This is a genomic window from Streptomyces catenulae (assembly GCF_000718015.1).
In the GTDB taxonomy this organism is placed as follows: Bacteria; Actinomycetota; Actinomycetes; order Streptomycetales; family Streptomycetaceae; genus Streptomyces; species Streptomyces catenulae.
The window spans coordinates 1-12,002 of sequence record NZ_JODY01000017.1 but is presented as its reverse complement, the minus strand read 5'-3'; the positions used below and the strand labels follow the sequence as shown (position 1 = coordinate 12,002).

Here is a 12,002-nt window from a genome sequence, read left to right as displayed (position 1 = left end):
CCGCGTGGGTCGGCCCGCTGTACTGGATCCGGTGGGCTGGGGGATACCGCCGCTCCATTCCCCGCGGGCGGTGGTCCGGTCCGGGAGGCGCAGCCCGCTTCCCGGACCGTCGCGCGAGCCGGAGCGGCCCCGCGCCGCCGCACCGTGCGACACGCCGTGGCGCGGCGCCAATTGAACGGAGTTCAGCAGAGTTTGGCCGAATAACGACGGGCGGCGGAAACGCGCCGCGGACCCGTCCGGCACCCTCCGTCACCGCGCGACGCGCCCCGCGGCACGCCCCCGGCGCCCGCCGCGCGCCCCGCCCCCGCTCCGGTCCGCACCCCGCGCCCCGGACCCGCCCGCCGCGTCAACTCCCCGCCGCCGGGCGCCACCCCGCCGCTCCGCTCGGCTCCCGTACGCCCCCGTCATGGCAGCATGGACGGCACAACGGCTGAAATCCGCGGTACGGGGCGGTGGCGCGCCCCCGCGGCACGGGGAGCGGGGAGGCGGCATGCGCTGGTTGGTGGGGTGGAGCAGTGCCCCCGCGGGGCCGGCCGCCACCGGGGGGAGCCGCACGGTCCTGCCCGTGGGCGCCCAACTCCTGTGGGACGGACCGGATCCGCTGTGGGCGGTCGGCGACTGGCGGCCCGACGAGGTCCGCGTCGTCCGCGCCGACCCGGAGACCGCGCTCGCCGTCTTCGGCGTCTGCGGCGCCACCGACGACCAGCTGCGCGTCGGCCTCTTCGCGGCCCGCGGCGGTGCGCTGCGCCATCTCACCGCCTGGCCCGGCAGCTACACCGCCGTCGTCCGCATGGGCCGCCGCCTCACGATCACCGGCGACCTCGCCGGGGCCCGCCCCGTCTTCCACACCCCCTGGGAGGGCGGCACCGCCTTCGCCACCGCCGCCCTGCCGCTCGCCGACCTCATCGAGGCCGGACTCGACATCGGCCACCTCGGCGCCCTGCTGGCCTGCCCGGACGCCCCCGAGGCGCTCGGCTCCGGCACGCCCTACGAAGGGGTGCGCCGCGTCCCGCCCGGCCACGCCCTGGTGCTGCGCGGCGGCGCCCACGAGATCACCTCGTACGAACCGGCCGCCTCGCTGGCCGTCGCCGGTCCCCGGGTCGCCCCGGAGCAGGCGGTGGACGGCGTCCGCGAGGCGCTGGTCGACGCGGTCCGGGCCCGGCTGTCGAGCCCCCGGCACGTGGCCGCCCCGGACGGCCCGGACGGTTCCGACGGCCCCGTCGGTCTGGACCCGGGACCGGTGCCGGGCATGGGCCCCGCCGAGCGGCGCGCGGCCCGCGGCGCCCCGGCCCCCGGTGTCGCCGCCGACCTCTCCGGCGGCAGCGCCTCCGGCACCCTCGCCCTGCTGGCCGCCGGGCTGCCCGGCGCACCGGGGGCGCTCACCGGCCACGGCGAGCGCCTCCTCGCCGTCACCTTCACCGACCACGCCACCCAGGGCGGCCGGGCCCACCGCGACGCCGAGTTGGAGCGGGCCCGCGCCCTCGCCGACAACCCCCGGCTGCACCACCGCGTCGTCACCGGCGGCGAGGAGGCGCTGCCCTTCGCCGGGCTCGGCACCCTCCCGCTCACCGACGAGCCGGGCCCCTCCCTCGTCACCGCGTTCCGCCACCGCAGCCGCCTGCTCGCCGGGGGCGCCGACCACTTCACCGGCCACGGCGCCCGCCAGGTCCTCGACGCCCACCCGGCCCGCCTCGCCGACCTCCTCCTCGACCGCCGCCGACGCCATCTGCTCCGCCCGGTCACCGCCCTGGCCAGGGCCGACGGCCCCTCGGCCCAGTCCGTCCTGGTCCCCTTCACCGTCTACCGCGCCGCCCGCAAACTCGCCCGTACGCCCTACGGGACCGGGGTCGCCGAGACCGCGCGGCGGCTGAGGGAGCGGCGGATCGACGGCGTCGGCGACCCGGGCGCCGTCGACGCCTCCCTCGCCGCGCTGTTCTGGTGCCGCCCGGGGCCCGCCGCCCGCTGGCTCACCGGCGAGGCGCTCGCCGAGGTCGCCGTCCTGCTGGGCGCGGCGGCGGCGCGCACCCCCGGCGCGGGACGCCCGGGCGAGCGCCGGGCGCGCGCCGCGCTGGCCCGCCGCGCCGCCGACCACCGCGTCTTCGAACAGGCCGTGGAGGTCCGCGGCCAGCGGCTGCACGCGCCGTTCCTCGACAACCAGGTGGTGCTGGCCTGCCGCGCGCTGCCCGACACCCTGCGCGTCCAGCCCGGCGCCCGCGCCGCCGTCCTCCGCTCCGTCCTCGCCGGGGCGGGCGTCCGCGAACTGCCGCCGGGCTGGGGCGCCACCGTGCACCTCCCGCACACCGCCGCCCAGCGCACCGGGCTGCGCGCCGCCGTCGACGGACTGGTGCAGCTCTTCGACGCCCCGCTGCTCGCCGACGCCGGGCTGGTCGAGGCGCGGGTGGTCCGCAAGGCGCTGCGGGCCGCCGCCGAGGGCGCCGCGCTGCCCCTGGACGGCCTGGCCGAACTGGTCTCCACCGAGCTGTGGCTGCGCCGTCTGGTGCTGCGGCGCGGCAGCTGCTGGACCGACGCGGCCACCTCCCCGCGCCGCCGCGCGGTCGCCGCCGGGGTCCCGCCCCGGGCCCGCCTCTGAGCGGACCCCTCGGCGGACCCGTCCGACGGGCCGCGGATCAGCGGCAGTTGATCTCCGACCGCGCCCAGTCCGCGAGCGTCAACGCGTCCATCGGCCGCTGCGGCGCCACGCTCAGCCGCAGCGTCTTCACGCCGGTCAGCGGCACGTGCACCGGCACCCCGGGCCGCCCGCCGCGCACCACGTCGGAGTGCCACAGCGGCGCGCCGTCCCCCTCCACGGAGAACCGCACCGCGCCCCGCCCCAGGCTGAGATCGTCCACCCCGGCGACCGCGTCGTACGAGGTGCAGGGGCGGTTGAGGTCGATGACGACGCTGGACGCGCCGTGGACCGTCACCCCGTGCGGGTACGACCGCTCGGCGATCTCCGGCGCGTCCCGCTGCCATATCCAACTGCTGCCCCAGAGATGGACCTCCGGCTCCGTACCGTCCCCACCGAGGTCCATCCCGAGGGAGTTGAGGGGGTACGGCGTCGGCGCCGGGCTCGGCGTGGGGGTCGGCGTCGGCGTGGGCGTCGGCGTCGGGCTGGGCCTGGGCGGGGTGGGCGTGGGCGTCGGCTTCGGGGTGGGCTTCGGCGGGGGCGGCGGCGCCGGACGGGTGGCGGGCGGCGGCGTGGGCTCCGGCCTCGGCGTGGGCGTCGGCGTGGGCGCGGGCGTCCGCGGCGCCACGGCGGGCGTCGGCGCCTTCCGCGCCTCCGGCTGCTTCGGCGGCTCCTGCGCCCCGGTCATCGCCATCGCCAGCGCCGCACCGGCGACGACCATCACCCCGGCGCCGATCGCGACCTTCGCGGGCATCCCCAGCGCCTCCCCCGCCGCGGCGCCGCCCGCCGCACCGCCCGAGGAACCGCCACCGGTCGCCGCCGCCGCGGCCCCCGCCCCGGCCACCGCGCCGACCCCGGCCGTCCCGGCGACCGCCGCCGCGGCCTTGACCGCGTACGTGGCGGCGAACCAGCCGATGACGGCGACCGGCAGCAGCGCGCCGATCCGCTGGTTGACGTCGGCGACCTCCATCGCCGCCGTCCGGCACCGCGCACACCCGTCGAGATGCTTGCGCAGCCCCCGCTCCGCCCGCATCCGCAACCCGCCGCGGGCGTACGCGCCGAGCCGGTCGGCGTAGCGCGCGCAGTCGCCACCGGCGGTCAGCGATTGGCTGACGTGCGCCTGCAGATAGGCCTGCTTCAGCCCCTCGCGGGCCCGGTGCGCCAGCACCGCGGTGGCGTTGGCGGTCAGCCCGAGCAGCGGCGCGACCTGACTGGGCGTCTCCTCCTCGACGGTGGTGTGCCACAGCACCGTCTGATAGCGCTCCGGCAGGCTGCGGAACGCCTGCATCGCCAGCGTCCGCTCGGCCTCCTGCATCGCCCGGACGTCGGCGCCGAGATCGACCCCGCTGCCCGGACCGCCACCGGCGCCCATCGACGCCCCCGCCGCCGAGACCGCGAACACCGCGAAGTCCTCGACCAGCTGCTCCCGCTTCGCGGTCTTCGCCCAGGCGGCCGCCACCCGCCGGACCGTCGTCAGCAGATACGCCCGCACCGCGGTGTCCGGCCCCGCCCCGCCCCGCACCGCCTGCAACGTGCGGGCGAACACCTCGCCGGTCAGGTCCTCGGCGGTGTGCGCGTCCCGGCAGCAGCCGCGCGCATAGCGGCGCACCGCCTCGGCATGGCGGCGGTAGAGCTGCTCGTACGCACCGTCGTCCCCGGCGCGCATCGCGGTGATCAGCGCGGCATCGGATGCCGGACCGCCCTCGGCGTCCTCCGTACCCTCCCGCGGCCCGGACGCGGCTGACGGGCCCTCGGATCCGGCGCCCGGCGGCTCGGTGCGCTCGCGCTGCGGCGGCACACCGGCGAGCGGCGTCCCCCCGGCGCGCGCCTGCGGCGCCGTCGGACCGGCGGCCGGGGGAGTGGCGCCCAGCGGCCCCGTCTGTCCCGGGACCTGTCCCGTCCGTCCGTCCGGATCCGTGGTGGTGTGGTCGCCACCGTGCTGTTCGTCCCGCCCGTCAAGAGTCATCGCCAAGGCCCCCGAACACGCCGTCACACCGGAACACCGCGCAAGCGTGCCACACGACACGCCCGGGTCGAGGGGTCAGTCCCCGCAACCACTCGTCCGGGGCGCGCTCCCCGGAGAGAGCCCCTTCGGACGCGGTTCCGGGGCACAATGTGCGCGCCCCGGCACCGGCGGCGGACAGCGCTCCGGCCGGGACGCGCCGCCCCGGCCGGATCTCACCCTTACGTCAGCTCTGCGGCCGCGACCGGAGCCCCTCCAGCAGAATGTCCAGCAGCCGCGCGGACGCCGCCTGCTGATGCCCCGGATCGGGCAGCGTCGGCGCGCTGGTGGCGATCACCAGCAGTACGTCGCCGACCGTGACGTCCGGCCGCAGCGCCCCCGCCGACCTGGCGCGCTCCACGAGCCGCCCGACGACATCCAGCAGCGCGGGCACACCCCCGGTGCGCTCCGCCTCCGCGCCGTACGCGTCCACGGCGGGCTCCCCGCCCGCCACCGGCACCCGTTGCTGCGGCACCCGGGCGCCCGCGGCGGCGGACTGCCCGGCGTCGGCCGCCCCCTCGGGGACCACCGTCTCCGCCTCCGGACCGGTGCCGACGCGCAGCACGTTCGGCGGCAGCAGCCGCCCGGCGCCCGAGGCGACCGACGTCCGCAGGAAGCGGGAGAGCGCCGACCAGGGGTCCTCCTCCTGGCCCAGCGCGGTGCGCGCCTGCTCGGTCAGCCGGGACGTCTCCTCCTCGGCTATCCGCCGTACCAGCACGTCCTTGCTCGGGAAGCGGCGGTAGACCGTCCCGACGCCGACCCGTGCGCGCCGGGCGACGTCCTCCATGGGCGCGCCGTACCCCAACTCGCCGAAGACCTCGCGCGCGGCGCGCAGCACGTGCTCCAGATTGCGCTGGGCGTCCACCCGCAGCGGCGCGCTGCGGGAGCCCCCTCCTGCGGGCCGCCCGGTGCGCCCGTCGGCCTCGCCGCCGTGCGCCATGGCGGCCCGGCCGCCGTTAACGGGCGCCGTGACGGTGCCCGACCAATGTGTGCCCTGCATATGCATATGTGATCCCCCGGTCATGACGTCTCCCCCCGGAGACTCCCCGCCCTGACGGAAAAGGGGCGCGCCGATGAGCGGGCCCGCCCCCACGAGCTACCGAACATAGTTGAGCCCCGGTCAAGAATGAAGGGTCAGTTCCGGGCACTCCGCACCCCCGATCGGCCTATACCGGCACCACCTTCTCCACGGCGTTCCCCCAGCGCCCCGCCACCGCCCGCCTGACCTGCGCACCTCGCTCGCACACCGCGGAAGCCGACCCTCCGCCCGGCCCCGCGCGACCGCCCGCGCATTTCGTCGAGCCTGTGGACAAAGCGCGGCCGGGAAGGCGTCATGGAACAGTGCTGTGCCTTCCCGGGGGCACAGTGCCTCCTGGGGCTGCCGTGCCACCGGCCGGCCTGACCCCGGGGCCCTGCCGGGACCGGTCCACCGCGAGGAGAAGCTCTGTGAAGGCTGTGTCTTCGAACGATGTGGCGCGCATCCTGATCGTCGGCGGCGGCTACGTGGGCATGTACAGCGCCCTGCGGCTGCAGCGGAAACTCAAGCAGGAGCTGCGGCAGGGCGGCGTCGAGATCACCGTGGTGGACCCCGAGCCGTACATGACCTATCAGCCGTTCCTCCCCGAGGCCGCGGCCGGATCCATCTCCCCCCGCCATGTCGTCGTGCCGCTGCGCCGGGTGCTGCCGCAGTGCCGGGTCGTCATCGGCGAGGTCACCGCCCTCGACCACGACGCGCGCACCGCCACCGTCGAGACCCTCGCCACCGAGGCGACCGGCGCCGCCGACACCGAGATCCCCTACGACGAGCTGATCCTCGCCCCCGGCTCCGTCTCCCGCACCCTCCCGGTCCCCGGGCTCGCCGACTTCGGCATCGGCTTCAAGACCGTCGAGGAGGCCATCGGCCTGCGCAACCACGTCCTCGAACAGCTCGACATCGCCTCCTCCACCCGCGACCCGGCCGTCCGCGACGCCGCGCTCACCTTCGTCTTCGTCGGCGGCGGCTACGCAGGCGTCGAGGCGCTCGCCGAACTGGAGGACATGGCCCGCTACGCCGCCCGCTACTACCACAACATCGAGGCCACCGACCTGAAGTGGATCCTCGTCGAGGCGACCGGAAAGATCCTTCCCGAGGTGGGCCCCGAGATGGGCCGCTACGCCGTACGCGAGCTGCGCGCCCGCAACATCGACGTCCGCCTCGACACCCGCCTCGACTCCTGCGAGAACCGCACCGCCGTCCTCAGCGACGGCTCCCGCTTCCCCACCCGCACCCTCGTGTGGACCGCGGGCGTCAAACCGCACCCGATCCTCGCCGCCACCGGCCTGCCCCTCAACGGCCACGGCCGCCTCCGGTGCACCGCCGCCCTCCAGGTCGACGGCGTCGACCACGTCTGGTCCGCCGGGGACGCCGCCGCCGTCCCCGACCTGACCGCCCCCGAACCCGCCACGCCGGACGACCCGCCCGCCCTCTGCGCCCCCAACGCCCAGCACGCGGTACGCCAGGCCCGCACCCTCGCCGAGAACGTCGCCGCCGCCGTCCGCGGCGGCCCGCTCCTCGACTACCGGCACAAGTACGTCGGCTCCGTCGCCTCCCTCGGCCTCCACAAGGGCGTCGCCCACGTCTACGGCCGCAAGCTCAAGGGCTACCCGGCGTGGTTCATGCACCGTGCCTACCACCTCAGCCGCATCCCCACCTTCAACCGCAAGGCCAAGGTGCTCGCCGAGTGGACCCTCTCCGGCCTGTTCAAACGCGAGATCGTCTCGCTCGGCTCGCTGGAGAACCCCCGCGCCGAATTCGAGCTGGCCGCCGGTACGGGCCGCCACAACGAGGCCAGCTGACCCACCGCCCGCCGGGACACGCCACGCCCCACCCGCGCGGCCCGGCCGCACCGGGTCCGGCCGGGCGAAACGGAGTCCGGAACTCCACCCCGGTGCCCGGACGTCTGACGGATACCGCGCGGGTCGGCCACACTGGTCGTGTGACCATGGGTGGGCTCGTCTCCGCGAAGAGTAATAATCACGAGGAATTCGGACGTTTGCTGCATCACGTCAGAGAGCGCCCCACAGGACCCCGGCCGACCGCCCGCCGGTCCCCCGGCAGGCACGTCCCACGAGCCGACGGCCCCAGGACGTGCCCGGAAGGTCCTGCCCGGCGCCCTTCGGGCGACAACGGGAGCGTGACGACAGGTCCGAGCCCGCGCGACGAAGCGAAGTAAGAGGTACCCCTCCGTGATCTTCACGCGCTGGAGCGCCAAGCTCCCCCAGCGGCGCACCGGCCGGACCGCACGCCCGGCCGCCACCCCGCCCAACGGCCGGCAGGCACCCGCCGCCCGCCCCACCGCGGCCGAACCCCCGCCCGGCGGCGCCGTCCCGGCCGCCCGCGCCGAGACCTCCGGCCCCACCGGCCCCGACGGCGGGGAGCCACCCGCTGCCCCCGAGGACCCCACGGGCACCGAGGGCCTCACGGGCACCCCCACCCCGCCCACCGTCGACGCCCTCTCCGTCCACGACATCCTCGGCACCATCCCCGCCCTGGTCGCCGTCGTCTACGGCCCCGAGCACCGCCTCGCCTACGTCAACGCCGCCTACGCCACCGTCTTCGGCCCCCGCCCGGCCGGCCGCACCGCCCGCGAGGCCCTGCCCGAGCTGGACGAACTCGGCCTGCTCCCCCTGATGGACCAGGTCCTGCGCAGCGGCCGCCCCCGCACCGTCAAATCCCGCCGCATCCGCGCCGGAGCCGCCCGCGTCCGCGACACCTACTACACCTTCACCTGCACCCCCATCGAGGTCGCCGCCAGCGGCCCGGCCCCCGACCCGGAGGTCGCCTGCGTCGCCCCGCACAAGGGCGTCCTTGTCTTCGGCGCCGAGGTCACCGACCAGATCGAATCGGCCGAACGCCTCCGCGCCAGCGAGGCCCGCCAGCGCGCCGCCGCCGTCACCCTCCAGCGCTCCCTCCTCCCGCAGGAGCTGGAGCAGCCCGACGACCTCCGCGTCGCCGCCACCTACCGCCCCGGCGGCACCGACGCCGCGGTCGGCGGCGACTGGTACGACGTCATCACCCTCGGCGGCGGCCGCACCGCCCTCGTCATCGGCGACGTCATGGGCCGCGGGGTCCGCGCCGCCGCCGTCATGGGCCAGCTGCGCACCGCCGTCCGCGCCTACGCCCGCCTCGACCTGCCGCCCCACGAGGTCCTCCAGCTCCTCGACGGCCTCGCCGCCGAGATCGACGCCAGCCAGATCGCCACCTGCGTCTACGCCGTCCACGACCCCAACGAGGGCCGTCTGGTCTACGCCTCCGCCGGGCACCTGCCGATCCTCGTCCGCGACGCCGACGGCACCGTCCACCGCGCCGCCGAACCGACCGGCCCACCCCTGGGCACCGGCGGCTGGCTGCACACCTCCGGCACCGTCCCGCTCGGTGCGGGCGCCGCCGCCGTCCTCTACACCGACGGCCTCGTCGAACGCCGCGACAAGGACATCGACCACGGCGTCGAGGCGCTGGCCACCGCCTTCGCCGGGGCGGACGACGCCCCCGCCGTCGTCTGCGACCGCCTGCTGCGCTCCATGGGCATCACCGACGCGCACGACGACGACGTCGCGATCCTCGTCGTCCAGCACCCCGAGCGCACCGGCCACGACGCCGAGCTGTTCCACAACGCCGTCCTGGAGCTGCACGGCGGCACCGAGGCCGCCCCGCGCGCCCGCGCCTTCGCCTCCGGGGTGCTCGCCTCCTGGCGCTTCGCCCCCGAGCTGCACGACCTCGGCGTCCTCGCCGCCAGCGAGCTGGTCGCCAACTCCCTCCAGCACGGCACCCCGCCGATGCGCCTGCGGCTGCGCCGCACCGACCGCCGCCTGATCGTCGAGGTCACCGACGGCGACGACCACCTCCCGCGCCGCCGCACCGCCGAGCCCGCGGACGAGGCGGGCCGCGGCATCTCCATCGTCGCGACCATCGCCTCCAACTGGGGCTCCCGCCGCACCCCCGACGGCGGCAAGGCCGTCTGGTGCGAATTCGCCCTCCCGTCCCCCTGACCCCGCTCATGACGAACGGCCCGGCGCACTCGCCGGGCCGTTCGTCATCACTCTTCCCCTGTACGGGCTCCCCCTACGGGTACGGGTCACCGCCCGCCGGGACCGCTCAGGCCACCGCCACCGCGGTCTCCGCGTCCTGCACCGCACGCACCGGAGCGGCCGCCGCACGGTGCGGGTTGTCCTGCACCGGGGTGAGCATCCGCCCCAGCCGCAGCGACAGCACCGTGATCCCCAGCGCACACAGCACCAGCATCCCGATGTACGCCGCCGACATCCCGTGGCCCACCATCAGCGCGCCCACGGCCGGACCGATCGCCAGCGCCAACTGCTTGACCAGCGCGAACGCCGAGTTGTACTGCCCGATCAGCGACGCCGGCGCCAGATCGGCCACCAGCGGCGCCACCGTCGGCGACAGCAGCGACTCACCGATACCGAAGAGCGCGTACGTCGAGATCAGCAGCGTCGTCGCGATCACCTGCGAGCCGTGCACCAGCCCGGACAGACCGGCCGCGACCCACGCCACCGTCCAGATCAGCCCGACCAGCGCCATCACCCGGCTGCGGCGCCGCCGCTCGACGAGCTTCAACACCACGAACTGCGCCACCACGATCGCCGCCGTGTTGGCCGCCAGCGCGATCCCCAGCGTGGCCGGAGCGATCCGGGTGACCTCGGTGGCGTACGCCGCGAGCCCCGACTCGAACTGTCCGTAGCAGGCGAAGAAGAGGACGAAGCCCAGCACGCACAGCCACACCATCCGCCGGTCGGCGAAGAGCGCCCGCCACGCACCCTGCGGCCGCTCACCGGTCGGCACCGCGTCCTCGACCTTCGGCGCCCGCGGCAGCCGTACGGTCGCCACCGCCGCACCGAGCACCAGGAACATCGCCGCCTCGATGGCGAAGAGCCGCACGAAGCTCGACGCGTGCGCCGGGTCGACGAGCAGCCCGCCGACCAGCCCGCCGATACCCAGACCCAGGTTGTTCAGGAAGAACTGTGTGGCGAACGCCCGCGAGCGGGTCACCGTCGTCGAGCACCACACGATCATCGTGGCGAGCGCCGGCTGGATCACCGCGATACCGGCACCGAGCGCCACCGCCGACGCGATGACCTGCGCCTGGCTGACGGAGAGCCCCATCCCCAGCGCACCGAGCGCCGCCGAGACCGTACCGACGACGGCCACCGGAAGGGGACCGCGCCGGTCGATGGCCCGACCGGTCAGCGGCAGCACGGCCAGCGCGGAGATCGCCAGCATCGCCAGCACCACACCCGCGGTACTGGCACCCAGGTCCCGCACCTTCGCCACATAGACGTAGAGATACGGAACCGTGAAGCCGTTGCCGAACGCGCTCAGCGCGTTCCCCAGCTGGATCCGGCGCAGCGCGGCGCCCATTGCGGTGGTCACACTCACCTACCTAGGTCAGGTCGGAAGACGATCAGGAAGTACGGGATGAACTGCGGAGGAAGCCCGACGGACGGGCGCGCGGACACCAAGAAGCCCCCGCTGCTCCAGGGGACCGGACGATCACACCCTGAAGACTTCAACTCTAAAGTTCGAAGCTAAAGAGTACATGGCGAAGGACTTCAACGCCAATGAGTTCCATGCCATACTGCGGCGCATGCCTGAGACCTCAGATACGGCCGGTGCCACCGAGCCGAGCCTTGAGGAACAGATCGCGGCCTACCAGCGAGAGTTCCAAGACCTCGACCCCCAGGTGGAACAGGTCGTCTCCGCACTCCAGCGACTCAACCGCCGGATGAACGTCGCCTACGGACGCCAGACCGCCACCCTCGGCATGAGCAACGCCGAATGGGAGGTCCTCAAGGCCCTCGTCGTCTCGGGCGCCCCGTACCGCCTCGGCCCCGGCGAACTCGCCAAGCGCCTCGGCCTCACCCCCGCGGCGATGACCCACCGCATCGACCGCATGGCGGCCGAAGGGCTGGTCAACCGCGAGCGGGACGAGAACAACCGCGTCCGGGTGATCGTCGAGCTGACCCACGAGGGCCGCGAGAAGTGGCTGGAGGCCATGCGGATGGCCTCCGTCTTCGAGGAGGACCTCCTCCAGGACCTCGACGGCGAGGAGCGCCGCATCCTCGGCGCGGTCCTCACCCGTCTCCTGCGCCGCGTGGAGGAGACCCAGCCCGACGCCGAAGGCCGCCTCAGCGACCTCGACTGACCGGGTTGACACGGCCCTGGCCGATACGTAGTGTTCTCCGAGTTGCCACTCAGCCGGAACGGTTCTGTGGCAGCCATCCGCCGCATCGCGGCACACCACTACTGCACGACTCCTCACCGGGACGAATTTCGGCATGCCCGAATTTCACACCGCGACGTGATTATGCGTCACCGAG

At 75.4% G+C, this 12,002-nt stretch carries 7 protein-coding genes; 4 read left to right on the top strand and 3 right to left on the bottom strand.

Going from position 1 to position 12,002, the window contains the following annotated elements; genetic code table 11:
• Positions 1-490: 490 nt before the first annotated feature.
• A complete protein-coding gene (locus IF23_RS0116345) occupies positions 491-2,590 on the top strand; it encodes an asparagine synthase-related protein (protein ID WP_030284261.1) in 2,100 nt (699 codons plus the stop codon).
• Between the two features lie 37 nt (positions 2,591-2,627).
• On the opposite strand, the gene IF23_RS0116340 is transcribed toward IF23_RS0116345, so the two are convergent.
• Both IF23_RS0116340 and IF23_RS0116335 read right to left on the bottom strand, forming a co-directional pair.
• Complete coding sequence (locus IF23_RS0116340; RefSeq protein WP_030284259.1) at positions 2,628-4,592, bottom strand: sigma-70 family RNA polymerase sigma factor; 1,965 nt, start codon at positions 4,590-4,592, stop codon at positions 2,628-2,630.
• A 223-nt stretch (positions 4,593-4,815) separates the two neighbouring features.
• Positions 4,816-5,634 carry a TetR/AcrR family transcriptional regulator gene (locus IF23_RS0116335; RefSeq protein ID WP_030284257.1) on the bottom strand — a complete coding sequence of 273 codons (819 nt, stop codon included), beginning with the start codon at positions 5,632-5,634 and terminating at the stop codon, positions 4,816-4,818.
• Positions 5,635-6,083: 449 nt separating this feature from the next.
• On the opposite strand from IF23_RS0116335, the gene IF23_RS0116330 reads away from it, so the two are divergent.
• The gene (locus IF23_RS0116330) at positions 6,084-7,463 is read left to right on the top strand and encodes an NAD(P)/FAD-dependent oxidoreductase (RefSeq protein ID WP_342667927.1); all 1,380 of its coding nucleotides are present in this window, start codon (positions 6,084-6,086) and stop codon (positions 7,461-7,463) included.
• Positions 7,464-7,853: 390 nt separating this feature from the next.
• Positions 7,854-9,656: an ATP-binding SpoIIE family protein phosphatase gene (locus IF23_RS0116325; RefSeq protein ID WP_030284251.1), complete on the top strand. Its 1,803-nt coding sequence runs from the start codon at positions 7,854-7,856 to the stop codon at positions 9,654-9,656.
• Between the two features lie 106 nt (positions 9,657-9,762).
• Here the strand turns inward: IF23_RS0116325 and IF23_RS0116320 are convergent, their stop codons facing one another.
• Positions 9,763-11,055, bottom strand: a complete 1,293-nt coding sequence (locus IF23_RS0116320; RefSeq protein ID WP_030284249.1) for an MFS transporter — start codon at positions 11,053-11,055, stop codon at positions 9,763-9,765.
• A gap of 214 nt (positions 11,056-11,269) precedes the next feature.
• Between IF23_RS0116320 and IF23_RS0116315 the strand changes: the two genes are divergently transcribed.
• Positions 11,270-11,827 (top strand): MarR family winged helix-turn-helix transcriptional regulator, encoded by a 558-nt coding sequence (locus IF23_RS0116315; RefSeq protein WP_030284247.1) that lies wholly within the window; start codon positions 11,270-11,272, stop codon positions 11,825-11,827.
• The last annotated feature ends 175 nt before the right edge of the window (positions 11,828-12,002 follow it).

What these genes read in the sequence shown, in the direction of transcription:
- IF23_RS0116345 (WP_030284261.1), top strand. Translation starts at nt 491, where the DNA reads ATGCGCTGGTTGGTGGGGTGGAGCAGTGCCCCCGCGGGGCCGGCCGCC.
- IF23_RS0116340 (WP_030284259.1), bottom strand. Translation starts at nt 4,592, where the DNA reads ATGACTCTTGACGGGCGGGACGAACAGCACGGTGGCGACCACACCACC.
- IF23_RS0116335 (WP_030284257.1), bottom strand. Translation starts at nt 5,634, where the DNA reads ATGCATATGCAGGGCACACATTGGTCGGGCACCGTCACGGCGCCCGTT.
- IF23_RS0116315 (WP_030284247.1), top strand. Translation starts at nt 11,270, where the DNA reads ATGCCTGAGACCTCAGATACGGCCGGTGCCACCGAGCCGAGCCTTGAG.